The sequence below is a fragment of the Nonomuraea sp. B19D2 genome (assembly GCF_040137845.1).
Taxonomy (GTDB): domain Bacteria; phylum Actinomycetota; class Actinomycetes; order Streptosporangiales; family Streptosporangiaceae; genus Nonomuraea.
The window spans coordinates 23879-49236 of the sequence record NZ_JBEFAK010000063.1; the positions used below are offsets into that span (position 1 = coordinate 23879).

The 25358-nt window shown below is 68.1% G+C and carries 30 protein-coding genes and 1 pseudogene; 12 read left to right on the forward strand and 19 right to left on the reverse strand.

Annotation, left to right across the window (positions count from 1 at the left end):
* Positions 1 to 19: 19 nt before the first annotated feature.
* Positions 20 to 232: a biotin/lipoyl-binding carrier protein gene (locus ABN273_RS53145; protein ID WP_349457383.1), complete on the forward strand. Its 213-nt coding sequence runs from the start codon at positions 20 to 22 to the stop codon at positions 230 to 232.
* On the opposite strand, the gene ABN273_RS53150 is transcribed toward ABN273_RS53145, so the two are convergent.
* Positions 222 to 608, reverse strand: coding sequence for a thioesterase family protein (locus tag ABN273_RS53150; protein WP_349457384.1), 387 nt, complete (start codon positions 606 to 608; stop codon positions 222 to 224). The genes ABN273_RS53145 and ABN273_RS53150 overlap by 11 nt on opposite strands.
* 312 nt (positions 609 to 920) lie before the next feature.
* Here ABN273_RS53150 and ABN273_RS53155 point away from each other — a divergent pair, with 312 nt between their 5' ends.
* Positions 921 to 2495: a serine/threonine-protein kinase gene (locus tag ABN273_RS53155; RefSeq protein ID WP_349457385.1), complete on the forward strand. Its 1575-nt coding sequence runs from the start codon at positions 921 to 923 to the stop codon at positions 2493 to 2495.
* A gap of 5 nt (positions 2496 to 2500) precedes the next feature.
* On the opposite strand, the gene ABN273_RS53160 is transcribed toward ABN273_RS53155, so the two are convergent.
* From ABN273_RS53160 to ABN273_RS53175, 4 genes are read right to left on the reverse strand one after another with little or no spacing between them, the layout of a single operon-like run.
* Positions 2501 to 4147 (reverse strand): acetolactate synthase, encoded by a 1647-nt coding sequence (locus tag ABN273_RS53160; RefSeq protein ID WP_349457386.1) that lies wholly within the window; start codon positions 4145 to 4147, stop codon positions 2501 to 2503.
* A 49-nt stretch (positions 4148 to 4196) separates the two neighbouring features.
* Positions 4197 to 4976: a DUF4097 family beta strand repeat-containing protein gene (locus tag ABN273_RS53165; protein ID WP_349457387.1), complete on the reverse strand. Its 780-nt coding sequence runs from the start codon at positions 4974 to 4976 to the stop codon at positions 4197 to 4199.
* Complete coding sequence (locus tag ABN273_RS53170; protein WP_349457388.1) at positions 4973 to 5629, reverse strand: response regulator; 657 nt, start codon at positions 5627 to 5629, stop codon at positions 4973 to 4975. The genes ABN273_RS53165 and ABN273_RS53170 overlap by 4 nt, the downstream gene beginning before the upstream one ends.
* Positions 5620 to 6780 carry a sensor histidine kinase gene (locus ABN273_RS53175; RefSeq protein ID WP_349457390.1) on the reverse strand — a complete coding sequence of 387 codons (1161 nt, stop codon included), beginning with the start codon at positions 6778 to 6780 and terminating at the stop codon, positions 5620 to 5622. The genes ABN273_RS53170 and ABN273_RS53175 overlap by 10 nt, the downstream gene beginning before the upstream one ends.
* A 131-nt stretch (positions 6781 to 6911) precedes the next feature.
* Here ABN273_RS53175 and ABN273_RS53180 point away from each other — a divergent pair, with 131 nt between their 5' ends.
* On the forward strand, positions 6912 to 7502 hold the full coding sequence (locus ABN273_RS53180) for a hypothetical protein (RefSeq protein WP_349457391.1): 591 nt from the start codon (positions 6912 to 6914) through the stop codon (positions 7500 to 7502).
* On the opposite strand, the gene bioD is transcribed toward ABN273_RS53180, so the two are convergent.
* From bioD to ABN273_RS53195, 3 genes are read right to left on the reverse strand one after another with little or no spacing between them, the layout of a single operon-like run.
* Complete coding sequence (gene bioD, locus ABN273_RS53185) at positions 7499 to 8209, reverse strand: dethiobiotin synthase (RefSeq protein ID WP_349457392.1); 711 nt, start codon at positions 8207 to 8209, stop codon at positions 7499 to 7501. The two genes, ABN273_RS53180 and bioD, sit on opposite strands and share 4 nt — an antisense overlap.
* Before the next feature lie 39 nt (positions 8210 to 8248).
* On the reverse strand, positions 8249 to 8533 hold the full coding sequence (locus tag ABN273_RS53190; RefSeq protein WP_349457393.1) for a hypothetical protein: 285 nt from the start codon (positions 8531 to 8533) through the stop codon (positions 8249 to 8251).
* 1 nt (position 8534) lies between these two features.
* Positions 8535 to 8717, reverse strand: coding sequence for a hypothetical protein (locus ABN273_RS53195; protein WP_349457394.1), 183 nt, complete (start codon positions 8715 to 8717; stop codon positions 8535 to 8537).
* 171 nt (positions 8718 to 8888) lie between these two features.
* Between ABN273_RS53195 and ABN273_RS53200 the strand changes: the two genes are divergently transcribed.
* Entirely contained in the window at positions 8889 to 9140 is a 252-nt protein-coding gene (locus tag ABN273_RS53200; protein WP_349457395.1) for a GntR family transcriptional regulator, read from the forward strand.
* A gap of 135 nt (positions 9141 to 9275) precedes the next feature.
* Positions 9276 to 11036, forward strand: a complete 1761-nt coding sequence (locus ABN273_RS53205; RefSeq protein WP_349457396.1) for a hypothetical protein — start codon at positions 9276 to 9278, stop codon at positions 11034 to 11036.
* A gap of 319 nt (positions 11037 to 11355) precedes the next feature.
* Here the strand turns inward: ABN273_RS53205 and ABN273_RS53210 are convergent, their stop codons facing one another.
* The 3 genes and pseudogenes from ABN273_RS53210 to ABN273_RS53220 form a co-directional block, all read right to left on the reverse strand.
* A complete protein-coding gene (locus ABN273_RS53210) occupies positions 11356 to 11853 on the reverse strand; it encodes a hypothetical protein (RefSeq protein WP_349457397.1) in 498 nt (165 codons plus the stop codon).
* A 215-nt stretch (positions 11854 to 12068) separates the two neighbouring features.
* Positions 12069 to 12445, reverse strand: a pseudogene (locus tag ABN273_RS53215) (UTRA domain-containing protein); the annotation flags it as partial.
* Between the two features lie 308 nt (positions 12446 to 12753).
* Positions 12754 to 13341, reverse strand: coding sequence for a Uma2 family endonuclease (locus ABN273_RS53220; protein WP_349457398.1), 588 nt, complete (start codon positions 13339 to 13341; stop codon positions 12754 to 12756).
* A 461-nt stretch (positions 13342 to 13802) separates the two neighbouring features.
* Between ABN273_RS53220 and ABN273_RS53225 the strand changes: the two genes are divergently transcribed.
* The 4 genes from ABN273_RS53225 to ABN273_RS53240 are packed head-to-tail and all read left to right on the forward strand — an operon-like array spanning position 13803 to position 17140.
* Positions 13803 to 14705 carry an ABC transporter ATP-binding protein gene (locus ABN273_RS53225; protein ID WP_349457399.1) on the forward strand — a complete coding sequence of 301 codons (903 nt, stop codon included), beginning with the start codon at positions 13803 to 13805 and terminating at the stop codon, positions 14703 to 14705.
* On the forward strand, positions 14705 to 15433 hold the full coding sequence (locus ABN273_RS53230) for an ABC transporter permease (protein ID WP_349457400.1): 729 nt from the start codon (positions 14705 to 14707) through the stop codon (positions 15431 to 15433). The genes ABN273_RS53225 and ABN273_RS53230 overlap by 1 nt, the downstream gene beginning before the upstream one ends.
* 28 nt (positions 15434 to 15461) lie before the next feature.
* Positions 15462 to 16544: a sensor histidine kinase gene (locus ABN273_RS53235; protein ID WP_349457401.1), complete on the forward strand. Its 1083-nt coding sequence runs from the start codon at positions 15462 to 15464 to the stop codon at positions 16542 to 16544.
* Positions 16541 to 17140, forward strand: a complete 600-nt coding sequence (locus tag ABN273_RS53240) for a response regulator transcription factor (RefSeq protein ID WP_349457402.1) — start codon at positions 16541 to 16543, stop codon at positions 17138 to 17140. The genes ABN273_RS53235 and ABN273_RS53240 overlap by 4 nt, the downstream gene beginning before the upstream one ends.
* Before the next feature lie 168 nt (positions 17141 to 17308).
* On the opposite strand, the gene ABN273_RS53245 is transcribed toward ABN273_RS53240, so the two are convergent.
* Together ABN273_RS53245 and ABN273_RS53250 are read right to left on the reverse strand one after the other, a co-directional pair.
* Entirely contained in the window at positions 17309 to 17779 is a 471-nt protein-coding gene (locus ABN273_RS53245; protein WP_349457403.1) for a hypothetical protein, read from the reverse strand.
* 107 nt (positions 17780 to 17886) lie between these two features.
* Positions 17887 to 18606, reverse strand: a complete 720-nt coding sequence (locus ABN273_RS53250; protein WP_349457404.1) for a GntR family transcriptional regulator — start codon at positions 18604 to 18606, stop codon at positions 17887 to 17889.
* 482 nt (positions 18607 to 19088) lie between these two features.
* Between ABN273_RS53250 and ABN273_RS53255 the strand changes: the two genes are divergently transcribed.
* Positions 19089 to 20558: a histidine kinase N-terminal domain-containing protein gene (locus tag ABN273_RS53255; RefSeq protein WP_349457405.1), complete on the forward strand. Its 1470-nt coding sequence runs from the start codon at positions 19089 to 19091 to the stop codon at positions 20556 to 20558.
* A 108-nt stretch (positions 20559 to 20666) separates the two neighbouring features.
* On the opposite strand, the gene ABN273_RS53260 is transcribed toward ABN273_RS53255, so the two are convergent.
* Positions 20667 to 20921: a WhiB family transcriptional regulator gene (locus ABN273_RS53260; protein ID WP_349457406.1), complete on the reverse strand. Its 255-nt coding sequence runs from the start codon at positions 20919 to 20921 to the stop codon at positions 20667 to 20669.
* 272 nt (positions 20922 to 21193) lie between these two features.
* Positions 21194 to 22156: a diacylglycerol/lipid kinase family protein gene (locus ABN273_RS53265; RefSeq protein ID WP_349457407.1), complete on the reverse strand. Its 963-nt coding sequence runs from the start codon at positions 22154 to 22156 to the stop codon at positions 21194 to 21196.
* Positions 22157 to 22244: 88 nt separating this feature from the next.
* Here ABN273_RS53265 and ABN273_RS53270 point away from each other — a divergent pair, with 88 nt between their 5' ends.
* Entirely contained in the window at positions 22245 to 22628 is a 384-nt protein-coding gene (locus ABN273_RS53270; protein ID WP_349457408.1) for a hypothetical protein, read from the forward strand.
* Here the strand turns inward: ABN273_RS53270 and ABN273_RS53275 are convergent.
* The 3 genes from ABN273_RS53275 to sodN all read right to left on the reverse strand — a co-directional run bounded on the left by ABN273_RS53275 (position 22625) and on the right by sodN (position 24385).
* Complete coding sequence (locus ABN273_RS53275) at positions 22625 to 23404, reverse strand: RNA polymerase sigma factor SigF (protein WP_176573444.1); 780 nt, start codon at positions 23402 to 23404, stop codon at positions 22625 to 22627. The genes ABN273_RS53270 and ABN273_RS53275 overlap by 4 nt on opposite strands.
* 17 nt (positions 23405 to 23421) lie before the next feature.
* A complete protein-coding gene (locus ABN273_RS53280; protein WP_349457409.1) occupies positions 23422 to 23856 on the reverse strand; it encodes an ATP-binding protein in 435 nt (144 codons plus the stop codon).
* Between the two features lie 127 nt (positions 23857 to 23983).
* Positions 23984 to 24385 carry a superoxide dismutase, Ni gene (gene sodN, locus ABN273_RS53285; RefSeq protein ID WP_344992164.1) on the reverse strand — a complete coding sequence of 134 codons (402 nt, stop codon included), beginning with the start codon at positions 24383 to 24385 and terminating at the stop codon, positions 23984 to 23986.
* Positions 24386 to 24558: 173 nt separating this feature from the next.
* Here sodN and ABN273_RS53290 point away from each other — a divergent pair, with 173 nt between their 5' ends.
* Positions 24559 to 24855, forward strand: coding sequence for a S24 family peptidase (locus ABN273_RS53290; RefSeq protein ID WP_349457410.1), 297 nt, complete (start codon positions 24559 to 24561; stop codon positions 24853 to 24855).
* On the opposite strand, the gene ABN273_RS53295 is transcribed toward ABN273_RS53290, so the two are convergent.
* A complete protein-coding gene (locus ABN273_RS53295) occupies positions 24852 to 25277 on the reverse strand; it encodes a CGNR zinc finger domain-containing protein (RefSeq protein ID WP_349457411.1) in 426 nt (141 codons plus the stop codon). The genes ABN273_RS53290 and ABN273_RS53295 overlap by 4 nt on opposite strands.
* Between the last annotated feature and the right edge of the window lie 81 nt (positions 25278 to 25358).

A 25358-nucleotide genomic window follows, 5' to 3' on the forward strand; every position in this document is an offset into this window, starting at 1 on the left:
ATGAAAGAGGGGAGTCCTGGTGGCTGAGGTACGCGCTGAGATGGTGGCGAACGTCTGGAAGGTCGTCGTCAGTGAGGGTGACACCGTCTCCGACGGCGACACGCTGGTCATCCTGGAGTCGATGAAGATGGAGATCCCCGTGATCGCCGAGGACGACGGCGTGGTGGCCCAGATCAAGGTGGCCGAGGGCGATGTCATCCAGGAAGGCGACCTGATCGCCGTCATCGAGTAGCGGTAGCCCTCGCCATGAACCTGGCGCGGTCGACCACGACGCGTTCGATGGTGCCCCTGCCCACGACAGTGTGCTTGTCGTGGGCTTCGAAGGCGAAGACCAGCCGGCGCCCGTCGACCTCGGTGAGCTCGACGCCGATCTGCACATGCGTGCCCAGCGGGCTGGCGGCCAGGTGCTCGAGCTCGACCCGGGTGCCGACCGACGTCTCGTCCGGCGCGAGGTGCTTGTCCACGGCCCGTACGGTCGCCGCCTCGGCCAGCGCGAGCAGCCGGGGCGTGGCGAGCACGGGCACGTCACCGCTGCCGATCTTCTTGGCGGTGTCCTCCATCTCGACCATGATGAGCAGCTGGGCGCGGAGACCAGGAGCGAGCGTCATACGGACAGCCTATGGCGAGCCGTGTTCAGCGGCTCGCCACAGGTTGCGGGGTCTGCACCTATGGTGAGCCCCGTTCAGCGGCTCGCCACTAATGGGACGGCTGACTTCCCGGAAACGCGGACAAGTACTGTGATAAGGCCCCAGGATAGGGTTTGTACGGCTTAAGAACATTTGAGTGGCATGTGGGACAGGTGAGTCGTACACTCTCTGAGTTCCGTGACCACTGTGTTACCTGACCGCGACAAAAGTTCGCTTTGTTGGAGAGCCGCGGGGTGCGAGAGGTAATAGGTGTAGGGGGGTAGCGGGGGAGACATGGTGGCCCAAGGGACGACGCTGGCGGAGCGGTATCGGCTGGATACCCGCATCGGCGCCGGTGGCATGGGCGAGGTGTGGCGGGGCGAGGACATCGTCCTTGCGCGCACCGTCGCTGTCAAGGTGCTGCTTCCCGGCCGTACGCAGGACCCCGGGTTCGTCGCTCGCTTTCAGGGGGAAGCGCGGGCGATGGCCACGATCAACCACGCCGGCGTCGTCGACGTCTACGACTACGGCGTCAGCGGCGACACCGTCTACCTGGTGATGAAGTTCGTCGACGGCGAGCCGCTCGACCGGCTGCTGGCCAGGCTGGGCCGGATCCCGCCGCAGGCGGCCATGGAGCTGATCGCGCAGGCCGCGTCGGCGTTGCAGGCCGTCCACGACCAGGGGATCGTGCACCGTGACGTGAAGCCGGGCAACCTGCTCGTGCAGCGCGACGGCACGCTGGTGCTGACCGACTTCGGCATCGCCCGCTCCGACCTGGCCAACCGGCTCACCGACGCGGGCATGGTGCTGGGCACCGCTGCCTATTGCGCGCCCGAACAGGCCGAGGGCGCCCCCGTCACGCCCGCGGTCGACATTTACGCCCTCGGCGTGGTCGCGTACGAGTGCCTGGTGGGCCAGCGGCCGTTCGACGGCGACAGCGCGGTCACCATCGCGCTCAAGCACATCCGCGAGGCGCCGCCGCCGCTGCCCGCCGAGATCCCTCCGGCGGTGCGCACGCTGGTCGAGGTCGCCCTGTCCAAGGACCCGGCCAGGCGTTACCCGACGGCCAAGGCGATGAGCGAGGCGGCCAAGGCCATCGCGAGCGGGCAGACGCCCGCGGCCCCCGAGCCGGTCCTGTCCACCGGAGCCACCATGGCGCCGCCGGTGGAGGCGTACCAGACGGGGGCGCAGCAGGCGAGCCCTCAGGAGGAGACCACGACGGTGGCCGACCGGCGCGGGGGCAGCCGCCGGGCGGCCAAGGCCCCGCGCAGGACCGGGCTGATCGCCGCCATCGCCGCCGCAGTGGTGCTGGGCGCGGGCGCCACCGCGATCGCGCTGACGGGCATGGCCACGCCCGAGCCCTTGAGGAGCACCGCGTCCCCGGCCGACGACTCGAAGAACATCGCCAAGACGACGACCAAGCCGCCGCCCAAGCGAACCAGGACAGCGACGGCCGAGCCGGCGACGCCGGATCCCAAGCCCACCGCTCACAGGACGACGGTGCGGCCCACGGAGGACGAAGAGGAGCCGAAGGAGACGCCCAGCAGCACGCCGAGCGTCACCAAGACCCCCACCAAGACCCCGACGACGAGCAGCCCCACGCCGAGCGTCAAGATGGTGGTCATGCCGAAGGTGGTCGGTCTCCCGTTCCTGAAGGGACAGGAGATGGTCCTGGCGGCGGGCTTCGAGGAAGTGATCCCCGACGACATGACCACCAGCTCCGACGGCATGCGCTGCGGCAAGATCTCGCAGACCGTGCCGGGCGCCGGGGTGAAGTGGCCGGTGAACAAGCCGGTCAAGCTGGTCGTCACGGACGGCGTCTGCCCGGAGAACAGCCCGACCCCCAGCGTCACCACCACGACCAGGTAGCCGGGTCAGACCCCCGTCGTGTTGCGGGGGTAGGCGATCTGCGGGTCTGTCGCGATGTTCACCATGTACGGGATGCCCGAGTCGAACGCCCTGCGCAGCGCCGGCCCGATCTCCGACGGCTTGGTGACCAGCTCGCCGCCTCCGCCCAGTGCGGTCACGACCTGGTCGTAACGGCACTGCGGCTGGAGCTCGGCGGCCACGTCGTAGCCGTACAGGAGCTGCATGGGGTGCTTCTCCAGGCCCCACATGCCGTTGTTGCCGCAGATCATGACGACCGGGAGCCTGTGGCGGACGAGGGTGTCGACGTCCATGAGCGAGAACCCGGCGGCGCCGTCGCCCAGCAGCAGCACCACCTGGGAGGACGGCCTGGCCAGGCGGGCGGCGATGGAGTAGCCGAGGCCGGTGCCGAGACAGCCGTACGGGCCCGGGTCGAGCCAGTTGCCCGGCTGCTTCGGCTCGACGTATTTGCCCGCGTAGGAGACGAAGTCGCCGCCGTCGCCGATCACCACGGCGTCGTCGGCCAGGACCTTGCCCAGCTCGCCGTACACACGCATGGGGTGGATCGGGTCGGAGCCGGAGGCCAGCAGCTCGGCGTCGCCCGCGATGGCCGCGGCGGCCGCGTCGGACAGCTTCGACACCCAGGAGGCGTACGCGTCGGGCTTGACCCCCGCGTCGCCGCAGGCCGCGCCGAGACTCCAGAACACCACCGACAAGTCGCCCGCAGCGGACGCGACCGGCTTCATGTGGGTGGCCAGCTGCGAGGGCGCGTCGGCGATGTGCACCACGCGGGCCAGCGGCGCGCCGTCCTTGCCACCGAACCACCCGTAACCCAGGCGGAAGTCGAGCGGGGTGCCGACCACGATGACCAGGTCGGCCTGGGCGAAGGCGAGGCCGCGCGCCCGCGTGACGAGCAGCTCGTGGCCCGCGGGCAGGATGCCGCGGCCCTGGCCGTTGGGGATGACCGGCAGCCGCCACGTCTCTGCGAAGTCGCGCGCGGCCTCCTCGGCCCGGTCCATCCACACGTCGGACCCGTACACCAGCACGGGCCGCTCGGCCTCGGCCAGCAGCCGCGCGATGGCGGCCAGGTCGTCGGGGTCGGGCTCGAGCGGTGACGGCGTCTGCGTCCGCACCTCGTGCGCCGGCGACGGCGAGAACAGGTGGTCCATGTAGAAGTCGAGGAAGACCGGGCCGCGGTGGGGCGCGACCGCCGTGCGGAAGGCCACCTCGACATCCTGGCCGACGGACTCGGCGTCGGTCGCGGTGAACGACAGCTTGGTGATCGGCTTGAGCAGCGGCGGGTGGTCCATTTCCTGGAGCGCGCCGCTGCCCCAGCGCGACTGCGGCGCCCGGCCGCCCATGACGACCACGGGGGAGCCGTTGAAGTGAGCGGTCGCGACGCCGCTGACGCCGTTGGTGACGCCTGGGCCCGCGGTCAGCACGGCCAGCCCCGGTCTCCTGGCCAGCCTGGCCGTCGCCTCGGCGGCGAAGACCGCGCTCTGCTCGTGGCGTACGTCGAGGATGCGCATGCCCTCGTGCACCGCGCCGTCGTAGAGCGGGAAGACGTGACCTCCGGACAGAGTGAACATGGTCTCGACGCCATAGGCCTTGGACACGGCGACGGCGGCGTCACCGGCGTGCTTCGCAGACTCCATGCCCGGAACTTACCAACCAGTCAGCGGAGTAAACAGATCTTAAGGATCTTCAGTCGCAGCAGACGGACACGGTGCCGTTCGGCGCCTTTACCACGATGTTCCGCGACGCCTGGGGGTTCTGCTCGACGTCGATCTCGCTCTCGGCCGCGTCCGCCGTCACGCGGTAGGTGGCCCTCGGCACATTTACGCTGATGTTGCCCGTCGTCCTCACCACTGCCTTGACGTCCGTGGGCGCGCTGATGAATGACAGCTTCACCCTCCCCGAGCCGATCTCCACGTCGGCCTGCTCGACGTCGAGCCCGTGAGCGTCGACGTTGCCCGTGCCGGTCCTGGCCCAGATGGTGCCGGAGATGTCGTTGATGTGAACGTTGCCGGAGACGGAGGACAGGCGCAGCTTGCCGAAGACGTCGTTGACGATGAGGTCGCCGCCGGTCGTGGCGGCCTCGATGTCGGTCTCCGGCGGCACGAACACTATGAAGTCGGCCTGGCAGAGAGGGCCATCCGGCTGGTCCGCGCCAGGGCAGACCGCGTCGAGCCGCAGGGTGCTGGAACGGGAGTCCCAGTCCTCGGTGACGGTCGGCCGATCCCTCGACCACGTCAGCGACCTCTCCACGAACAGTTCACCGGCCGTGCCCGGAAAAACGGACAGGTGCACCTGGGTGCCCCTGCCCGTCTTGATGCGCACGTTCTTCTGCGCGAAGGGGATGGACCTCCGCGCGTCCTCCTCCGGCAACCTGGCCCGCGCGACCCCGCGCCAGAGCACCAGGGTGGAGATCAGCAGCGCGATCACGGTCACCACGGCGCCGGCCGCCAGCCAGACCACTCTCACGGCAGGCTCCTGATCTTGAGGAACTGCAGCACGGCCAGCACGCGCCGGTGGTCGCCCTCGGCGGGCGGCAGGTCGAGCTTGGTGAAGATGTTGCCGATGTGCTTGCCCACCGCCCCCTCGCTGAGCACCAATGCCTGGCCGATGCCGGCGTTGGAGCGGCCCTCCGCCATCAGCCTGAGCACCTCGTGCTCCCTGGGCGTCAGCCGTTCGAGCGGGTCGCTGTTGCCACGCAGCAGGAGCTGGGCCACCACTTCCGGGTCGAGCGCGGTGCCGCCCGCGGCCACCCGGCGCAGCGCGTCGATGAACTCGGACACGTCCGCCACCCGGTCCTTGAGCAGGTAGCCGACCCCGCCCGTCGCGGCGGAGGCGAGGAGCTGGGCGGCGTAGCGCTCCTCGACGTACTGCGAGAGCACCAGGACCGCCAGCCCCGGCTGCTGGCGGCGCAGCACGAGCGCCGCCCGCAGGCCCTCGTCGGTGTGCGTGGGCGGCATCCGGACGTCCGTGATGACCAGCTCGGGCTTGTGCTCCTCCGCCGCCCGCAGCAGCCCCTCGGCCTCGTCCACGGCCGCCACCACCTGCATGCCTGAGGCGTCCAGGAGCCGGATCAGCCCCTCGCGCAGCAGTACGGAGTCCTCGGCCAGCACTACTCGCACGGCAGCTCCACTTCGATCGTCGTCGGGCCGCCCAGCGGGCTGGACAGCCGGAGCGTCCCGTCCACCGAGTGGATCCGCTGGGCCAGTCCGCGCAGGCCCGTGCCGCCGTCCAGCCGGGCGCCGCCGCAGCCGTCGTCGTAAACGAGCACGTGCAGGCGGTCACGCTCGCGCCGCACGCGCACCTCGGCCTTGGTGGCCGCGGCGTGCTTGGCGATGTTGGTCAGTGCTTCGGACACGATGAAGAACGCCACCGCCTCGATGGTCGGAGTGGCACGCCGTTCGAGGTCGACGTGGAGTTTCACAGGGAACGGGGCGCGGGCGGCCACGCCGGACAGCGCCGCGTCCAGTCCCTGGTCGTTCAGCACGGCCGGATGCAGGCCGCGGACGAAGTCACGCAGCTCCTTGAGCGCCTGCTTGGCCTCCTCGTGGGCCTGCGCGATGGCCTCGCGGGCGGGCTCGGGCAGGTCGGTGAGGGTGGCCCTGGCCAGGCCGAGGTTCATGGCGAGGGAGACCAGCCGCTGCTGGGCGCCGTCGTGCAGGTCACGTTCGATCCTGCGCCGCTCGGCGTCGGCGGCGTCGATCATCCCTGCCCGGCTCTCGGTCAGCGTCTCGATCCGCTGGCCCAGCTCGGAACGGCTGGGGCCGAGCAGCGTACGCGCCACCGACAGGTCCAGCGCCGCCATGCCGCGCGCCAGCAGCGGCGCGAGCAGCAGCAGCACGAATCCGATCACCATGAAGACGGCGACGACCTTGCCGTCCCTGAGGCCGTACTCGAACTCCATCGGCGGCGGCTGCAACTTCCGCGGCAGGAACGACAGCAGCCCCACGATCGCCCCGCCCCACGCCAGCGCCACCAGGAACGCCGCCGCGAAGCCCACGAACGGCGACAGCAGGTGGTAACCGATCTGCCGCCACGTGGCCGGGCTGCGCCAGCTGCTCGGGGAGCGCACAGGCGGGATGTGCGCGTCGAGGAACGCCTCGAACCTGGAGCGCTGCACCCCGGTGAACCGCGGCACGCTCCGCATCAGCAGAGGCGGCCAGACGGCCAGCACGAGGGTCAGCCCGCCGAGCAGCACGGCGACCGGCAGACCGATCATCACGTGGGCCGTGTGCAGCCAGGCACGCGCCGACCACGGGCGGGGGACCTTCATGACTCAACGGTATTGAGCGGCGGCCGGGACGCGAAATGGGCCTGGTGTGCTGATGGATGGTGGGGTTTTCCCCACCTTGCCCCACGAACAAATCCGCCTCCCGCCCCATCTCACGGATGGGAGGTTTTCCGATGATTCAGACGGGGTTCGCCGTCGCGCTGGCGGCGACGATGATGTCCAGCGGGTTGCCTGACGGCATGTTGTTCATGGAGTCGCACCCGCCCGCGAAGGAGTGGGAGAGCTACGAGGTGATCGACTCGAAGTCGCTGCCGCTCCAGCTCAACCCCTGCTTCTTCCGCCACCGCCGCGACGCCGGCCGGCTGGAGAACCGGGCCGTCCACTACTCGGGCGAAGCTGAGGTGAAGTACGAGCAGCTGGTGGTCTACAAGGATGTCCGGCACGCCGAGCGAGCGATGCGCCTGCTGCGCGCCGACCTCAGGAAGTGCGCGGACGTCGGCAAGGGGATCCACCGCTCCCGTTACTTCAGCAAGCCGCTCGACGTGGGGGACGACGGCCTGCGGGCGGGGGGTCGCTTCTACGAGGGCGGCGAGCAGGCGGTGGCGGTACGGCGCGGGGCCGCCGTCTACATCGTGGGCGAGACGGCCTGGCCCTCGAAGAGCCTGCCGCTCAACCGTTTCCGCGGCCTGATCGACCAGGCGGAGCGCATGACCGTCAAGGTCTGCGACCTGCCGGAGGCATCCTGCCAGCCAGGTGACCTTTAGGGGGTCGGCCTGAAGCCGGTGGGGTCGAACGTGCCGCCGAGCGTGGCTGCCAGCCCTCTGCGCGCTACTTCGGCGAACGCGTCCCTGCCGAGGCTCCCCGCCCCTTCGGGCAGCACCCCGGCCAGCGGCCGGGCGGCCAGCATCTCCAGGTCGCACACGCAACTACGCTCCACGATCCCGGGCTCTTCCGGCCAGCGCCCGATGACGACCCCGGCCGGCTCGAGCCCTCGATGGGCCAACGCCTCCAGGGTGAGCGCGGTGTGATTGACCGTCCCCCGTCCGATCCCGGCCACGACGAGCACCTGCGCGCTCAAGGAGCGTGCGAGATCGGCGATGGTCCCGCCGTCCTCGTCGTACCGCTCGAGCAGTCCTCCGGTCCCCTCCACGACGACCAGCCGGTTGCTCTCGGCCAGCTCCCGCACGAGCTGAGCGACCACGGCCAGCGACACGGGCGGCACCCCGGCGACCCGGGCGGCGGCGGCCGGGGAGAGCGGCTCGGCGAACCGGCCCAGCTCGAAGGTGGTGGTGACCCCGGACAGCCGGATCACCTCGTCCAGATCACCGGGCTCGTCCGGCCGGAGACCGGTTTGTGCGGGTTTCACCACTGCCACGCTCCAGCCCCTGCCGAGCGCCAACGCGGCCAGAGCCGCCGTCACGACGGTCTTGCCCACCGCCGCGTCCGTCCCTGTGACGACGAGAACACTCACGTGACCAGCCTAGACGTGGTGCTCGCTCAACCCAGGCTCTCATCGGGCCTCGCCGCGCAAGATCTGCTCGAAGGTATGCCTGGCAGCCGCGCTCAAGGTCCATGAGGTTTCGTGGACGGTCCGCTTTTCTCGGTCGGTACGGCGGACGAATCCCTGGCCGGCGGCACTACACAGCTCGTACGTCGTGCGGCGGCACTCGCACGTGTGAGAGACCACGCGGATGCGCGCTACGCGGTTGGTCGGTTCATGCCAGGTCAATTTGAAGTGGCCTGGCAAGGGTGGCTCGATGTGCGGACCGTGGAAGTCGGGGATCTCGCGCGCCATGTCACCAGGTCCGTCCTTCGAAGACCTCGACGAGGTTCTTGAGCGCGATGTTGACGCGGGTCATGACGAGTTCGCGGATGTGATCGCCGCCTGAGGGTAGCCGGTATCCGTGCTTCTCGAGTACAGCCTGGATCTCGGTCGTCAGGCGGGGATCAAATCGTAGGTCTGTGGTTGGGTGTGCCATGGGGGCGGACCTCCGCTGTGTGGTCAAGGGGCCGTACGGCGCTTGCCCTCGCTGGGCGGGCCCGGCATCGAGCACCGAGGGAATGAAAGCATGGTAGCGCTACTAGGCCATGGCTGGCCATGGCCGGGCCTGCCTATCTCGGGATAATCCTGGCCGCCTAGCCTTCAAATCGTGAGAATCGATCCGGATGGGCTGCGAGCGCCTTACCTCCAGCTTGCGGACGCGCTCCGCGCCCGCATCGAGGCAGGCGAGATCCCACCTGGCCGCAAGGTGCCGTCTCAGACGCAGTTGGAAGAAGAATCCGGCCTGTCTCGGAACACCGTGAAGAAGGCGCTCGACGTACTAAAGAACGAGGGTCTTCTGATCACCGCGCCTGGACGTGGGCTGTTCGTCGCTGAACGTCACGACACCAAACCAGCCTGACGTCGAGGGCTCGCGGCCATCGGAGTTGTCTGATCGGCCAGACTCAGTAGCTATGCCAGCACTTGAGGCATTTACCTGTATTGCCCGCTGTGTTTAACTCCCGCCCTGTAACCCGCACCCTCTGGGAGGAGACCCATGGGGGAGTTCGTTGGGATCGACCCCGGTAGAGCCGATCAGCTCATCCAGCAGATGGAAGTCGGCAAGAGAGTCCTGGCCAGCACGCGATCCGGACTCGAGGCAGCCGTTGCTGAGGCAGGGGAGGCGTGGACCGGTCAGCAAGGCGTGACCGCCATGCACAGGTCCTGGGCGTTCTTCGACGAGAGCCAGCGAGACCTCAAGTGGCGGATCGACACGATCCGGCGCATGGTTCCGAGCGGGGCACAAGGTCTGGTGACCGCGTTCTTCACCTTCGCCACCGAGTCCGAGGCTGCCCAGCAGGGAAAGGGAGACGCCGCGACGATTGCCGAGGCGCTCAAGCGGCACGATGTCGAGACCACTGTGGAGAGTTGGCGCAAGGTAGCCGACGCGCTGGCGGCTACCGGTGAGAAGGTCGACGATCCCGCCTACGCCGCTGCTCTGCTGGGAGCTCTCGGTCCGGACGGGTTCCGGGCCACGTTTATGCATTGGATGAGGGACAAGGGACCGGCTGCCATGCAGAAGGGCGTGCCGCCGGGCACCCTTGAGCAGGCCAGGGGCAGCCTGGGCCAGCTCGCTCGCGCCTACAGCAGTGCGGAAGGCGCCGGGCGGTTGGGCGAGGAGTGGCGTGGAAAGCTGGTGGAAACGACTGAGCCCAGCGTCCTGACTTCGCTGGTCGCGCTGTCCAAGCAGTCTGACGCGTTCCTCAACCAGGTCGCGACACTCGTCCTGAGTCGCCCTCTTACCGCCGAGTCCTCAGCTGGGCAGAACTGGAACTTGAACGCGCTAGTCGAGGCTTACGACGCCGACCCGCAGGCGCTGCAGAGGCTGCTCGCCGAGAACAAGCAGGTCGCGGGCTGGTTGCTGCACCCGGGGCGATTTCGTACGACAGGGATTTCCGGCTTCGAAGAGAAGCTGGCAGGCGTGCTGGACAAGGCATTGAAACCAGGTGTCGGCGTCGCCGACCTGCGCGACCGAGCGTGGCTTAATCTGATCAGCGGCCTCGGTGCCGAGAACACTCCCTGGGTCGGCGGGCAATGGGGAACTTTCAAGGACTCGCCGGTCAGCCGATCGCTGGCCGAGAACGTGACGCCCTATCTCGACCAGCTCGCACGCGGCCAAGCCAAGCTCTCTTCGCCGGATCTCGTCACACTGCATCCAGCTTCTCCCTGGGACAAGCTCGATCCGGGCGTGGCTTCCCGGTTCATGGGGGCGTTGATGCAGGACAAGGCGGCGGCGAGCGCTCTGATGAAGGCATCGCACGACTACATGCTTGGGCTTGACATTGGGCGCTTCCGGCCGTTTGGAGACGAAGGCATGCAGGCGGAGTACACGTCGCGGAGCGCGCTGGCGGGTGGGGTAGCGAACCTGATGTTGAGCGGGTCCACTCACGCGGAGTGGAGCGACGACGAGTACGCGGAGTGGCTCGCGGACACCATGACGCTGCCCATCGATTGGCTTTCCAACAAATACTGGCCGATCAACGATCCGACGACAGCCACAGCTCGGGACAAGGGCTTGGACGACGCCAAGGACGTGTTCAAAGATATAATCACGGGTTACTTCGACGAAAAGACCCCCGAGAACGCGAGAAATGTGGCCGACAGGCTCGTAGAACAGCAGGCCCAGTGGGTGATGAGATCGCTGGAAAAGCACGGTCAGAAGCCGCTGACCATCTATCAGCAAGATGAGGTGCGCATGGCGTTCCGAGGAAGGCTTTACAACGCACTGATCGACGCGCTGGAAAAGAGAGGAGGGTGAATTGACGATACCATCGCACGGGCAACTATCCCGCCAGGCCGCCGAAAGGGACCTCCTTGCTGCTGCCTTCATCCGGTATGCCAAGGAGCTGGAAGGGGTTTTCGGTGGAAATCTAGCAAAGCCGCGAGATGTCGACGCGCTTTGGAAGGGGGCGGCCGCGGATCGCTTTATCGCCCAAGCCATGCAGTTGCAGCGAGAGCTCGTTCAACTGCGGGAATCCTGTATGACGACAGCCGACCATTTGCACAAACAAGCCGAACTTCTACGGAAGGAGGCAGCCCAGTGGCCGCCTGGCTAAGAATAGGGCCGCCTCGTCGGCTCATTCGCTCCGCTCATAGCAAGTCGTCTTTCCGACGATCATGATATTGGGCTTCTGCGTGTTGCGCACGGCCACCAGGAAAGTGATCCCCGTCTTCGGATTCTGCGCCAACGTCACACTTAGATTCTCGTCGCGAAGATCCAGGCTGTCTATGACCTTGTCATAGCCTAGATTTCGAAGCGCGCTCAGCATCAAGCCGGCCGAATTTCCCGGTGAATGCACGTGTGGCGGCCCTGCGAGATCTCCTTGAGCCCGGAAGAAGCGCTGAACTTGGCCCTTCAGGCATCCCAATTCACCATCCTTGCTCGCGCGTTCGGTCACGGTCACAGTTCCAGCAGCAGTCAACTCGCGGGACGCCACCAATTTCTCACCGTCGGCAACGAGCTGTTTCGCCGCCTCATCCAGCGAGGGCTTCTCGGGCTCTGCCGAGCACGCCGACATGACGGCGAGGCACGCAAGCAACGCAGCAACAGGCATAGAACGGCCACGAAGTCGCACGCCCCGGACCCTACCCAATTATCACCGTGTCGTATATGAGTTATGCCGATTGTGGTTCCATCCGTCGGATGGTCGAGACTCGAGTTTTGGACACGAGTCGCTCTCCCCGGTCCGGCGCCGACAGCCGCCCGGCCATACGACCACGTGGGCCCAACTGTCCCACAGGCCGCTCCGCCCAGCCAGCGGAACAACCCCGTCGGCATGGCCGAGGGGCGCTACGGCCTGCGGAGGCGGGTGACGAACTTGTAGCGGTCGCCCCGGTAGAGGGACTGCGCCCACTCGACGGGGTTGCCGTCGAGAGGGACTGCGCCCACTCGACGGGGTTGCCGTCGGCGTCGAAGGCGTGGCGGGTGAGGAGGAGCATGGGGAGGCCGACGTCGACGCCGAGGGCCTTGGCGTCGTACGGGGTGGCCAGCACGGTCTCGATGATCTCTTCGGTCTCGTCGGCGGTGATGTAGCCGATCTCCAGGATCTTGGTGTCCGCTTCCAGACCCGCGGTGCGCAGGTCGCCGATGTACGAGGTCAGCTGCAGCACCTGCGCCACCTTCGGCTGGGCCACGAACGTGCCCTTGCCCTGGATGCGCAGCAGCCGGCTGCCGGCCATCGCGCTTCAGCTGAACAGCGAACTCGTGATCAAAACCCAAAGGCACGCGGAGATCATCAAGCCCTGACAAGATCTAAGTCCAGGTTCCGGGAAACGACTCCTGGCCTGGGCTTTCACGCTGAGAGCGGGTGGCGGGAATCGAACCCGCGCTGTCAGCTTGGGGACTCTTTCGAAATCATGGGCTCTGAACGGGGGTAGCGCTGACCTGGGTATATATCGATCGAGTGGCCATGAATCCCCATGACTTTTCGCTGGTCACCGACCGAACGGGCACGCAACGAGCACGCAGGGCAACGTTAGGGAGCGGTCAGCACGAGAAACGGGATGGTCACCCTGATAGGAAGCTCCAGTTCGAGGTCTGCCTGGTGTACCCGATGAAGCCTGTATTCGGAGGCTACGGCATCGAGATGGAACTCCTTCACCTCGATGATCTCGTACTTCTCGTCGAGCAGGATGAGTAGGTAGAGCGGGATGCCGGCGGCGGCATACTGCGTGCGTTTATCGGTGAGGTCTTCACGGACGGTCCCGGGTGAGGAGACCTCGACGACGGCCAGAGTCTGGGAGGCATCCGGCTTCCGACCAGGGTCGTCCAGACACTTGTAGACCACCACGTCCGGGCGTCGGAAGGTGAACTTGGGAACCCGCCAGAGCACCACGTCGATGTCGGTCTCAACACTCAGACACGGGCCGCTCACCGTACGAGCGGCCTCCAGTGAGCCGGCGAGACGACGGGCTATGCGGTTGTGCTGTGGAGCGGGTGACTCGCACTTGATCACATGCCCATGGACCACCTCGATGCTCCTGGCGATGTCCTCTGGCAATGCTCGATACTCTGCTTCGCTCATGACTTCGGGAAGCGACTCGTACCAGGAAGGGGTTGCCATGCCGGTCTCCCTCGCTTGAGGCTGACATCGAAGATCGGCTAACTGGAAGACGCGGAGCGGGTACGGGAAACGACCGCGCTGTCAGCTTGGGAGCCACACCGATCACGGTCACCGTACCATCGGGAGCCTGGCTGGCGGGGGCGTCGGCCAGGGCATGAGGGCTGCCGAGGCCAGGGCGCGGCTGGCCGCCGATGGGTCGAACACGCTGCAAGCCCGAGCCCAGCGAATTCTCTGAACCAGCTGTTGATCTACTTCCTGGATGCTGTGAGCAGTGATGAGGCCCAAGGTTTGCGACACGGTTGAGTGCCGATCGTCAGGCGGGAGCGTTCCCAGGGCCGCTGCCGGACATTTCCGTGTGTCCGCGTTCAGCGCACCAAATCCGGCACCCGTGACATATGTCATGGCCAACTCGTGACAGACAAGCGACGTACAACCGGGTCACAGCCAGGAGAGTCGGCGTCATGAAAGATCTGGTGTCCGCGGGAGCGGCGGTGAGCCTGCGCGCTTTGCGTAAGACGTTCGGTGAGGTGCATGCGGTACGCGATGTGGACCTGCTCGTCGCGCCCGGCGAGGTGGTGGCCCTGCTGGGCCCCAACGGCGCGGGCAAGACGACCATGATGGAGATGCTTCTCGGGCTGATCTCGCCCGATGCCGGGGAGGTGGCGTTGTTCGGCCGCCCGTCACATCGCGCGCTGGCCGAGGGACTTGTCGGCGCGATGCTCCAGGCCGGCGGCTTCCTGGGCGAGATGACTCCCAGGGAGATCGTCAAAGTGATCGCCGCGCAGTACCCGAAACCGCTCGAAACGGACGATGCCCTGGAGCGGGCGGGCGTCACCCCGTTCGCCAAGCTCAGGTACGGCGGGCTGTCGGGCGGGCAGCAGCAGCGGGTCCGGTTCGCCGCGGCCCTGGTATGCGACCCCGACCTGCTCGTGCTCGACGAGCCGACGGTGGCGATGGATGTGCGGGCGCGCCAGGAGTTCTGGGCCGCGATGAGGGAGTACGGCGCAGGCGGGCGCACGGTGGTGTTCGCCACCCACTACCTGGCAGAGGCGCAGGACTTCGCCGATCGGGTTGTGCTGTTGCGCCAGGGCGCGATCGTGGCGGACGGCTCCGTCTCCCAGGTCTGCGCCTCCGTCGACACCAGGACGATCATCGCCAGGACCGGCGTTGACCACCCCTTCGAACTGCTGCCGGGCGTCAGCGCGGTCGAGCGGCGCGGCGACCTCGTGGAGCTGCACTGCACCGACTCCGACACAGCGCTCCGTGCCCTCCTGGAAGAGGTGCCCTCAGCGCGCGACATCGCGGTCACGCCGATGTCGCTTGAGGATGCCTTCGCCGTACTCATCGCCGAGGAGAAAGTCTGATGATCAGCCTTGTCGTCACCGAACTGAAGGTCCTCGCGCGCAGCGTCACCTTCTTGGCGATCACCATCGGCTTCCCAGTGGTGTTCTTCCTGGTCATGTCCGAGGTGTTCGGCGGGCTGGGCACCGGCGGCCTGGACATGCCGCGCTACATGATGGTGAGCATGGCGGCGTTCGCCGCGATCTCGGTGTCGATCGCGGCCGGCACCAGGGTTGGCCAGGAGCGGTTGGCCGGGTGGAACAGGCAGCTGCGGCTCACACCGCTGCCCGCCTGGGGATACGTGGCCGCCAAGGTGGTCGTGGCGATGGCGATGGCACTTCCCGCGATCGTTCTGGTCTTCCTCGCCGGATTGGTGATCAAGGGCGTCGAGCTGCCCGCCGGGCAGTGGTTCGGGCTCGTCGCCGCGACCTGGCCGGGAGCTCTGCCGTACGGCGTCATCGGCCTGGCCATCGGGCTGGCGGTCAAGCCCGACGCGGCCAGTGGTGCCGGTGTGGCCGTCTACTTGCCGATGGCCATGCTCGGCGGCCTGTGGATCCCCGTCGAGGCATTGCCCGGCTTCATGGTGGGCCTCGCCAAGGTGCTGCCGAGCTATTGGCTGGCCGAGAACGCCAGGATCCAGCTCAGCGGCGCGCCGTTCCAGCCGCTGGGCGTCGCTGTGATGGCCGCGTGGCTCGTGGTCGTGGGCGCCGCAGTGATCGCCCTTCACCGGCGAGAGGCCGCTCGAATCTGAGGGGCGCATGGGGCTACGCTTTCACCCGATGTCCGCTTCCTCGCCGCTTCGGCCGTTGATGATGAGTTGGCCGTTTCGTCACCCCAGAACATGGTGGATCTTCGCCCTGCTGTTCACCGCCGCCTTGTGGCTCGACCTGGTCAAGGCTCTGTCGCTGGGGGAGATCGTCCACACCCTGCTGATCGCGGTCTACATCGCGTGCTACGTGGTCGGCGTCGGGGTGGCCATCGGCAGGCCGCTTATGTGGCGTGTGGGGCTGTGCGTGCTGGCCGCCGCGGCCTCCGCTCCCCTGGTCCTGGTGTATGGCCAGCATGTCTGGAACCTCAGCTACACGCTGGCCATCTTCGGCTTCATGCTGCCGTGGACGGTCGCGTTCGGCCTGGCCGCAGTGGCCATCGTGGTGACGATCGCGACCGGGGTCATGTCCCAGTCCGACGGACGCGCCACCACGATGATCTTCCTGCTCGTGGTGCTCTCCTCGATCGCGCTCGCCGGACTCTGGCGCGCCAACCGGGCGCTGGCCGACGCCAACGCCACCATCGCCGAGCTGGCCGTACTGCGAGATCGCGAGCGCATGTCCAGAGATCTGCACGACGTGGTCGGATCCACGCTGACCACGATCACCGTCAAAGCAGGCCTGGCCAGGCGCCTGCTGGAAGCCGATGCGAACGAGCGGGTCCACGCCGAGGTGGCGGACATCGAAGGGCTGGGCAGGCAGGCGCTCACCGACGTACGGGCAGCCGTCGCCGCCACGCACCAGCTGTCGATGGAGACCGCGCTCGCCGATGCAGCCGCGGCGCTGGACGCGGCAGGTATCCAGGCCGATCTCCCGGCAACGACCGATCAGGTGGCGGAGCGTTACCGAAGCGTCTTCGCATACGTCCTGCGCGAAGGGGTGACCAACGTGGTCAAGCACAGCGGGGCCAGCCGCTGCCAGGTGCGACTCGGCCCTGCCTTCATCGACGTCACCGACGACGGGATCGGCGATGCCAACGGCACAGGGCACGGGCTGGACGGGCTGACCAGGCGGCTGCGTGACGTCGGAGGCACCCTGGAGGCGGGCGCCCTGCCCGGCGGCGGCTACCGCCTGCGCGTCGAGTGCGCGCGATGATCAGGGTGCTCCTCGTCGACGACCAGGCCCTCGTACGCGGCGCCCTGGCGGCCCTGCTCGGCCTGGAACGCGACATCGAGGTGGTTGGCCAGGCAGGTACCGCATCCGAGGCGATCGAGGCCGCACGCGTGACCCGGCCCGACGTCGTCCTGCTGGACATCCAAATGCCAGGCGGCGACGGCCTGGCGGCTGCCGCCGCACTGCGCGGCCTGGACTGTCGGGTGATCATGCTGACCACCTTCGGCCGCCCCGGTTACCTGGCCCGTGCGATGGCCGCCGGAGCGGCCGGCTTCGTCGTCAAGGACACCAAGCCCGAGCACCTGACCGAGGCCGTGCGCAAGGTCTACGCCGGGTTGCGCGTGGTTGACCCCGACCTGGCCGCCGTATCGCTGAGCAGCGGCATCAGCCCGCTCACCGCCCGCGAACTCGAGGTCATGAACGCTGCGGCGGACGGCGGCACGGTTGCCGACATCGCGCGTCGCCTGCACCTGTCCGAGGGAACGGTGCGTAACCACTTGTCGTCCGCCATGGGCAAGACCGGGGCGCGCACCCGGGCGGAAGCCGTACGGCTGGCCACGGAGAAGGGGTGGCTGTGACCTTCGGGGTACGGTGTTCGTCGTCGCCGCCCGGAGTCCGCCTCAGGACTCGGCCCTCCACGAAGGGGGCCGTACGGCCTTCTTGTTGATGCGCTAGAGATCAGCCGATGAGTAGGCTCAAGATCGCAATCTAATCGTGCGCGACGTCGTAACCAGCATCGGGATCGTTCACGCCACCTGCCACGGACTCCACAACATGTCGGTCGCATGCCCGTTGTTGATGTTGACGATCACTCCGGTGCGGTAGGTGGTCGACCCCCAGTCGCGGTCGGTGTAGAAACGGCCCTTCACATTGACCCATGGGCCTATGCTGCCGTTGCCGGGGATATAGGACGTGCAGGAGCTTCCGGAACCCGGAAGGGGATCGCTCTTGCTGTACAGGTGGATGTTGAGCCAGCAGGATGGCCGGGCTGAGGGAGCCGACCCCCGATACTGGAAACGGACCCAGGTGTCCGGCCTCAGTTCCCCGTTGGCGTTGGAGATGCAGGAGCCGATCTCCATATAGACCTGGTCGATGGTGCGGTAGTACGTCGTGCAGCCGCCGGTGCCGTCGGCATGGGCGGCGGTGGCCGGGACGCCGATCGCCGCGACGGCGAACGCGGCCGCGAACGCGCAGAGACGGCTGATCTTCTGAATCACGGGCAACTCCTAGGGCATGCGATCGTTTCGTCGCTGATCAGCATGAAGGCGGAGTGCGCGCGATCTGCCCTCCTGGATCGCGCAGCCGGTTCCGTACGCCGCCTGCGCTACGGCCTGCGGAGGCGGGTGACGAACTTGTAGCGGTCGCCCCGGTAGAGGGACTGCGCCCACTCGACGGGGTTGCCGTCGGCGTCGAAGGCGTGGCGGGTGAGGAGGAGCATGGGGAGGCCGACGTCGACGCCGAGGGCCTTGGCGTCGTACGGGGTGGCCAGCACGGTTTCGATGATCTCTTCGGCGTCCGTGAGCCGCACGTTGTACGCGTTGTGCAGCGTCTCGTACAGCGACGCGTGCACCTCCAGCTCCCGTCGCAGCCGGGGGAAGCGGCGCGCGGACAGGTGCGTGGTGTCGATCGAGACCGGCTCGCCGTTGGCCAGCCGGAGGCGGTGGATGCGCAGCACACGGCCGCCGGGGTTGATGGCCAGGCGCCTGGCCAGGGTCTCGTCGGCGGTGATGTAGCCGATCTCCAGGATCTTGGTGTCCGGCTCCAGGCCCGCGGTGCGCAGGTCGCCGATGTACGAGGTCAGCTGCAGCACCTGCGCCACCTTCGGCTGGGCCACGAACGTGCCCTTGCCCTGGATGCGCAGCAGCCTGCCCTCCACTACCAGCTCGGTCAGCGCCTGCCTGACCGTGGTGCGCGAGGTCTCGAACCGCACGGCGAGCGTGCGCTCCGGCGGCAGCGCCGTGCCCGGCGGCAGCGTCTTGGTGAGCTCAAGCAGGCTGCGTTTCACGTCGTAGTACTTCGGTACGCGGGGGCCGTCGTCTGTCACGCTCTCACCTTCACTTCTGCCACGGCGGTGAGGGCGTGTCTGGTCACCGCGAGATCATCGGAACTCACATCGGCCCGAGCGGTCAACCACGGCCTGTGGCGGCCGACCGGCACCGGGCGGGCACGGCGACTGGCACGCACGGATCCGGGCAGCTCAGGCTGATTGTGAAGGATATCCACAGCAGCGCACGCGATCGCAACCGAGGCCGGTACGTGAGCCGTGTCGCGGTGGAACCACCTGCCCGTTTCGATCACCTCCGTACTGCTTTGTCCTGGTGTCTGCACGGGTTTGGCAGTGTGACGGTTCTCACAATATGAGATTCCCGATAGGTCCAGTGGGCGGCACGATGCCGTATCTGCGCTCACTATGCGACTGAGCGGCCGTTCGAACGTGCCGTGCGGAGTCCTGCCCGCGTAGCGGCGTGCGCATTCAAGCAGGGAGTCGGTTTGGTTGTTGCGGCGGAAAGCACGCATGATGCATCTGTGCCGACTCTCAGCGACCTCGTAGCCCGTCACACCGCCCTCGACGAGGCGGATCTCGACTGGCTGCACTCGCTGGTCTCCGACTGGCAGCTGCTGGCCGATCTGTCCTTTGCCGACCTCATCCTGTGGGCGCCGCTCCTGGGCGGGAGCGGCTGGATCGCGATCGCCCAGATGCGCCCCACCACGGGCCCCACCGTCTACCACGACGACATCGTCGGCACCGTCGCCGCGAAGGGCGAGCGCTACCTCATCGACACCGCGTGGAACGAGCGCCGGATCTGCCGCGAGGGCGACCCCGACTGGTCCACGGGGGTCCCGGTGCGGGAGGAGACCATCCCTGTGCGGCGGACCGTCGAGGGCGGTGAAGGGCGCTTCCTGGCGGTGATCCAGCGCTCCACGAACCTCTCCTCCGCCCGCACCCCGTCCCGTCTGGAGCTGACCTACCTCCAGAGCGCGTCCGACCTGGCGCAGATGGTGGCCGAGGGCCGGTTCCCGTTCTCGGGCGAGGAGCCGATCCTGGTGCGCTCGCCGCGGGTCGGTGACGGCCTGCTCAGGCTCGACCGGGCCGGGCGCGTCACGTACGCCTCGCCGAACGCCCTGTCCGCCTACCGGCGGCTCGGCCTGCACGCCGACCTGGTCGGGGCCGAGCTGGGCCGGGTCACCGCGGCGCTCTGCTACTCCGACGAGCCGATCAACGAAGACCTCATGATCGTGGCCAGCGGGCGCGCGGCCAAGGAGACCGAGGTGGAGTCGGGCGGCACGATCGTGCAGCTCAGAGCCATCCCGCTGGTCGTCGGCGGCGGCCGCATCGGCGCGCTGGTGCTCATCAGGGACGTGACCGAGCTGCGGCGGCGCGAGCGCGAGCTGATGACCAAGGACGCCACCATCCGCGAGATCCACCACCGGGTGAAGAACAACCTGCAGACCGTGGCCGCGCTGCTCCGCCTCCAGGCCAGGCGGCTGCAGGTGCCCGAGGGCCGGGAGGCGCTGGAGGAGGCGGTACGCCGGGTGGGGTCGATCGCGATCGTGCACGAGACGTTGTCTCACGCGCCAGAGGAGTTCGTGGACTTCGACGAGATCGCCGACCGGGTGATAGCGATGACGGGGGAGGTGTCGGCGGCGGAGGCGGCCGTCATGCCCAGGAGAGTCGGGGGGTTCGGCGTGCTGCCCTCCCTCATCGCCACGCCGCTGGCCATGGCGCTGACCGAGCTGTTGCAGAACGCGATGCAGCACGGGCGGCCCAAGCGGCTCGAGGTGGTCGTCGAGCCCGCGCTCGACCGGCTCAACGTCACGGTCTGGGACGACGGCCGCGGGCTTCCCGCCGGCTTCGACCTCGAGGGCTCCACCAGCCTGGGGCTGCAGATCGTCCGTACGCTGGTCGAGGGGGAGCTGTCGGGCCGGCTGTCCATCCAGCCACGGCTCGAAGGGGGCACGGAGGTCACGCTCTCGATCCCGCTCCCAGCGGCCTGACCCCGGCGCGTCACCCGGAAGGGCCAACGGCGGCGCGTGAGCCTGTCGCGGCTCAAGCGCCGATGTCAGGTTGGCGGTGTCAGGCGGTCGGTGGCTCGGATGAGCAGGTCAGGCGGTGAGGCGGGCGCGCTGGCGAGCGGTGCGGCGCTTGAGGGCGCGACGCTCGTCCTCGCTCAGGCCGCCCCAGACACCGGCGTCCTGCCCGGACTCCAGCGCCCACTTCAGGCACGCGTCGATGGCCGAGCAGGACCGGCAGACCTGCTTGGCCTCCTCGATCTGCATGAGTGCCGGGCCGGTGTTGCCGATCGGGAAGAACAGCTCGGGGTCCACGTCACGGCAGGCAGCTCGGTGGCGCCAGTCCATGCGTCCACTCCTTAGTAGATGAAGCCTTGGTCGGCTCCGTGCGGCCACTACTTTGTGAAGAGTTTCACTAACTTGCGCGAACAATTACCCAGATCTGTGAGGGATCCGGGATTGCCCGCTGACGCTCGGAGAACCTTTGGGGTGTTAAAGGTCCTACGTTCCGACGTCAGTCTTGAGACTGTCAGCCACGCTGAGTGCACGCAAGGGGGTTGGCGTGAAGTTTTGGCTGTTATGGATGTCGGATGCGTCACACAATGACCGATTGTAACCATCTAGACCAAAACTTGTAACGCGTGCGGTGTAGACCGAAATGTTACGCTTTCCCGTTCCCCCAGGTAGTCCCCGTCCAGCTGGAAGGCCACGGGGCGGTCCGCGGTCAGTGTGAACTCGGCCTCGTCATGGAGCTGTACGAGGTGCCGGCCGCCCGGAAGTGCGTCACTCTCCGTGAGCATCTGCCGGATCAGTGGCGCGAGTGTGAGCGGTCCCATGCGTCGCAGGCCCAACAGGTCCAGGCCCGTGTCGAAACCGGCCCACGGGGTCGGGTGCACGGGCTTGCTGCCGACGTACGTCCAGGGCGAGGTGTTCGAGATGATCGCCATGAACAGCCCCTCGACGGTCGGTATCCCGGGACCGGCCAGCGTCATCGCTGCATGCCGCTTGTCCGTGGCCAGATAGTGCCGTAGGGCGGTGTTCACATACCGCGCCGGTGACGCCTTACGCCCGGCCCCTCTCAGGCCTTCCACGGCCCGTACAACCTCTGCGTCGTAACCCATCCCCGAACAGAAGGTGAAGTAACGGCTCTGGCCCTCCCACAGGGCCTGGCCCAGGCCCACGGTCCTGCGCCGGCCCTCCCGCAGCGCCTCCAGCACGGCGCCCGTGGACTCCACCGGGTCGTTCGGCAGCCCGAGCGCGCGGGCGAACACGTTCGCGCTGCCGCCGGGGATGACGATGAGCGCGGGGCGCCCGGCGCTGGGGTCGTCCGAGGGGACCTCGTGGCCGTTCACCGGGTTCAGCAGGCCGTTGACGGCCTCGTTGATCGTCCCGTCGCCGCCGAGCACCGCCACCACGTCGTACCCCTTGGCCCGCGCGGTGGCGGCCAGCGCCGCGGCGTGCCCCCGGTAGCGGGTCTCCTCGACCGCCAGCTCCACGGCCGCGCCGAGCGCGCGGATCAGCACGTCACGCGTACGCGCGTTCGTGGTCGTGGCCTTGGGATTCACCAGCAGCATGGCGCGCATAGCGCCAGCGTATCCGCTGGCAATGCGCGCCTTATCGGCCGAACGTCCCATTTCTCGGGCCGGAGGACCCGAGGGGTAGGGTACGGGCGTGAGCAGTCGTCCGGTCACCCTGGTCATCGCCGCCGCCATCGTCGCCCTTGAGGGCCTGGCCGCGCTCGGGCTCGGGCTCTACGTCGGGGCGGAGACCCTGGTCAGCACCCCGGACAACCTCACCACCGCCATCGCGGAGTCGGCGTTCGGCGTGCTGATCGGGGCGGGGCTGCTCTGGGTGGCGTGGGGCGGGCTGTTCCGGATGGAGCGGTGGGGCAGGTCGCCCGGCGTGCTGGCCCAGATCTTCGTGCTGCCGGTCTCCGTCACGCTCATCCAGTCGGGCCAGCCGCAGCTCGGGATCCCGCTGATCGTGATCGCCATGGCCGGGCTGGCGACGCTGCTCGCGCCGCCCACCACCCACGCCCTCTACGGGGACGGTTAGTCTTCGGCGGTCAGGCCCTCGCGCAGCTGCGCGAGCGTGCGGGCCAGCAGGCGCGAGACGTGCATCTGTGAGATGCCCAGCTCCGTGGCGATCTGCGACTGCGTCATGTTGCCGAAGAAGCGCAACAGCAGGATGCGCTTCTCACGTGGCGGCAGCCGCTCAAGCAGCGGTTTGAGCGACTCGCGGTATTCGACGCCCTCGAGCGACTCGTCCACGATGCCGAGCGAGTCGGACACCGCGGGGGCGTCGTCGTCGCCGGAGTCGGGCGCGTCGAGCGACACGGTCGAGTACGCGTTGGCCGACTCGAGGCCCTCGAGCACCTCCTCCTCGGTCATCTTGAGGTAGGAGGCCAGCTCGGCCACGGTCGGCGCGCGGCCCTCGCGCTGCGACAGATCGCTTATCGCCTTGGTCAGCGAGAGCTTCAGCTCCTGCAGCCGGCGCGGCACGCGTACCGCCCAGCCCTTGTCGCGGAAGTGGCGCTTGATCTCGCCGACGATGGTGGGCGTGGCGTACGTGGAGAACTCCACGCCGCGGTTGAGGTCGAAGCGGTCGATGGACTTGATCAGGCCGATGGTGGCGACCTGGGTCAGGTCGTCGAGCCACTCGCCCCTGTTCCGAAAGCGGCGAGCCAGGTATTCGACCAGAGGAAGGTGAAGCTCGACCAGCTCATCTCTGATGCGCTGGCGGCGCGGCTCCTCGGGGCCCAACTCGGCCAGTTCGGCGAAGAGCATGCGGGCACGGACCCGGTCGGGCACGGCGTGTTCGCTGGTGGCCATGGCTCCAGTCCTTTCCGTCACGCCGGCCTCGCCGCGCCTCGGCGCTTACGCAGGACGATCGCCATCGTGTCGGGGGAGCCTTGAGCGGGCGCCACCGCGTCCACCTCGTCCGCCAGAGCGGTCAACACCATCCAGGCGAAGTCGTCGCGTTTGGGCGCGGAGCTGCCGACGGTCGCCACCTCGACCCTCACCTGCATCTCCTGCCCGGTCAGCTCGAACTCGGCAGTGAGGTCGGTGCCCGGCACCGCCTCGCTCAGCAGCATGGCGCACGCCTCGTCGACCGCGATCCGCAGATCCTCGATCTCGTCGAGGGTGAAGTCAAGCCGCGCCGCCAGCCCGGCGGTAGCCGTACGCAGCACAGACAGGTAGGCACTGGCGGCGGGGAGCCTGATGCTCACCACGTCGCGGATGCCGGCCACGCCCTCCGCGCGCGTCTCGGTTTCCTCGGTCACGTTCCTCCTCGCGTTTCCGACGCCAACTGCAACTTACCGCCCCTGGGAGGTGCTTGGACGATTCAGACTCGCCATCAACGGAAAAGGCTCTGCGCGGACGCCGCCGCACAGAGCCTTATGTGCCGTTTTAGGCGGCCTTGGTCTCCCAGAAGATCTTGGCGATTTCGTCGATCTTGCCCAGCAGGTCCTCGGCCTTGGCGACGTCGACCGTGCCCTTGGCGCCGGCGGCGCCCGCGAGCTTCGTGGCGTCCCAGAAGAGCTGGTGAAGCTGAGGGTACTGCTCGAGGTGCGGCGGCTTGAAGTAGTCGGTCCACAGCACCCACAGGTGGTGCTTGACCAGCTCGGCGCGCTCCTCCTTGATGGTCAGCGCGCGGGCGCGGAAGACCGGGTCCTCGTTGCCGGCGTACTTCTCCATGATCGCCTTGACCGACTCGGCCTCGATGCGGGCCTGAGCGGGGTCGTAGACCCCACACGGCAGGTCGCAGTGCGCGGAAGCGACCTGCTTGGGTCGTAGCAGTCGTGCGAGCATCAGAAAGTCCTTCCTTGATGCTGAATCAGCTTGGTCCACAACTGACCTTACTCGGGTCACGAACACCCGCGGAGGAGGGGGGATTCCCCGGTCGCTCACGGGTCTTACGCTTGTTCCGCGGCAGGTCCGGGCGGAGACCCCCGCCCGGCGCCGAGCACGTCCTTGAGGAGACCATGAGAGTGCGTGTCGAGGGCGATTCGATGCGTCCCGCGCTGGTTCCAGGAGACTGGCTCCTGGTACGCAGGAACGCCGCCGTCCGCCCGGGCGATCTCGTCGTGGCCAGGCTCCCCGGCGACCCGGATCGGCTGATCGTGAAACGGGCCCAGTGGCACGGGGCCGACGGCTGGTGGCTGGAGAGCGACAACCAGCGGGCCGGCGGGCGCCGCGACAGCTGGGACTTCGGCCCTGTCCGCGACATCGTGGGACGGGTCGTGCTGCGCTACTGGCCCCTCCTGCGACGACGGCGCTAGGAGCCGTCCCGCTGCCGGGCACGGAAGGCGGCCACGTTCGCGCGGCTGGCGCAGCGGGGCGAGCAGTAGCGGCGGGAGCGGTTGGACGAGGTGTCCAGGAACGCCCGCCGGCAGCGCGGCTCCTGGCACCTGCCGAGCCGGTCCACGCCCAGCTCCGCCACCACCGCGGCCAGGCCCATCACGGCGCCGGCCGCGTCGTCGTCGGCCAGGTGGAGGTGCCAGCCCCGGCCGTCGTGGTCGGTGAGCTGGGGACGTACGGGGTAGCGCACGAGCAGGGCGTTCAGCCGCTCGACCGCGGCCGGCTCGTCGTCGGCCGCGTCGAACACGGCGGCGAGCTCGTCCCGCAGGCCTCTCAGCTCAGGCGGCGGATCCGGGTCGTTGACCAGGCGGAGGGCCCACTCGGCGTAAGAGGTGAGGTGCATGCCGGAGTATTACACGATCAGCCCGCCGGCCGCTGGCTGAGGAAGCGCGCCCCCCCAGGGGGGGGCCCCCCGCCCGGGGTA

What these genes read in the sequence shown, in the direction of transcription:
- ABN273_RS53150 (WP_349457384.1), bottom strand. Translation starts at nt 608, where the DNA reads ATGACGCTCGCTCCTGGTCTCCGCGCCCAGCTGCTCATCATGGTCGAG.
- ABN273_RS53155 (WP_349457385.1), top strand. Translation starts at nt 921, where the DNA reads ATGGTGGCCCAAGGGACGACGCTGGCGGAGCGGTATCGGCTGGATACC.
- ABN273_RS53160 (WP_349457386.1), bottom strand. Translation starts at nt 4,147, where the DNA reads ATGGAGTCTGCGAAGCACGCCGGTGACGCCGCCGTCGCCGTGTCCAAG.
- ABN273_RS53175 (WP_349457390.1), bottom strand. Translation starts at nt 6,780, where the DNA reads ATGAAGGTCCCCCGCCCGTGGTCGGCGCGTGCCTGGCTGCACACGGCC.
- ABN273_RS53180 (WP_349457391.1), top strand. Translation starts at nt 6,912, where the DNA reads ATGATTCAGACGGGGTTCGCCGTCGCGCTGGCGGCGACGATGATGTCC.
- ABN273_RS53190 (WP_349457393.1), bottom strand. Translation starts at nt 8,533, where the DNA reads ATGGCGCGCGAGATCCCCGACTTCCACGGTCCGCACATCGAGCCACCC.
- ABN273_RS53195 (WP_349457394.1), bottom strand. Translation starts at nt 8,717, where the DNA reads ATGGCACACCCAACCACAGACCTACGATTTGATCCCCGCCTGACGACC.
- ABN273_RS53205 (WP_349457396.1), top strand. Translation starts at nt 9,276, where the DNA reads ATGGGGGAGTTCGTTGGGATCGACCCCGGTAGAGCCGATCAGCTCATC.
- ABN273_RS53220 (WP_349457398.1), bottom strand. Translation starts at nt 13,341, where the DNA reads ATGGCAACCCCTTCCTGGTACGAGTCGCTTCCCGAAGTCATGAGCGAA.
- ABN273_RS53225 (WP_349457399.1), top strand. Translation starts at nt 13,803, where the DNA reads ATGAAAGATCTGGTGTCCGCGGGAGCGGCGGTGAGCCTGCGCGCTTTG.
- ABN273_RS53230 (WP_349457400.1), top strand. Translation starts at nt 14,705, where the DNA reads ATGATCAGCCTTGTCGTCACCGAACTGAAGGTCCTCGCGCGCAGCGTC.
- ABN273_RS53235 (WP_349457401.1), top strand. Translation starts at nt 15,462, where the DNA reads ATGTCCGCTTCCTCGCCGCTTCGGCCGTTGATGATGAGTTGGCCGTTT.
- ABN273_RS53240 (WP_349457402.1), top strand. Translation starts at nt 16,541, where the DNA reads ATGATCAGGGTGCTCCTCGTCGACGACCAGGCCCTCGTACGCGGCGCC.
- ABN273_RS53260 (WP_349457406.1), bottom strand. Translation starts at nt 20,921, where the DNA reads ATGGACTGGCGCCACCGAGCTGCCTGCCGTGACGTGGACCCCGAGCTG.
- ABN273_RS53265 (WP_349457407.1), bottom strand. Translation starts at nt 22,156, where the DNA reads ATGCGCGCCATGCTGCTGGTGAATCCCAAGGCCACGACCACGAACGCG.
- ABN273_RS53275 (WP_176573444.1), bottom strand. Translation starts at nt 23,404, where the DNA reads ATGGCCACCAGCGAACACGCCGTGCCCGACCGGGTCCGTGCCCGCATG.
- sodN (WP_344992164.1), bottom strand. Translation starts at nt 24,385, where the DNA reads ATGCTCGCACGACTGCTACGACCCAAGCAGGTCGCTTCCGCGCACTGC.
- ABN273_RS53290 (WP_349457410.1), top strand. Translation starts at nt 24,559, where the DNA reads ATGAGAGTGCGTGTCGAGGGCGATTCGATGCGTCCCGCGCTGGTTCCA.
- ABN273_RS53295 (WP_349457411.1), bottom strand. Translation starts at nt 25,277, where the DNA reads ATGCACCTCACCTCTTACGCCGAGTGGGCCCTCCGCCTGGTCAACGAC.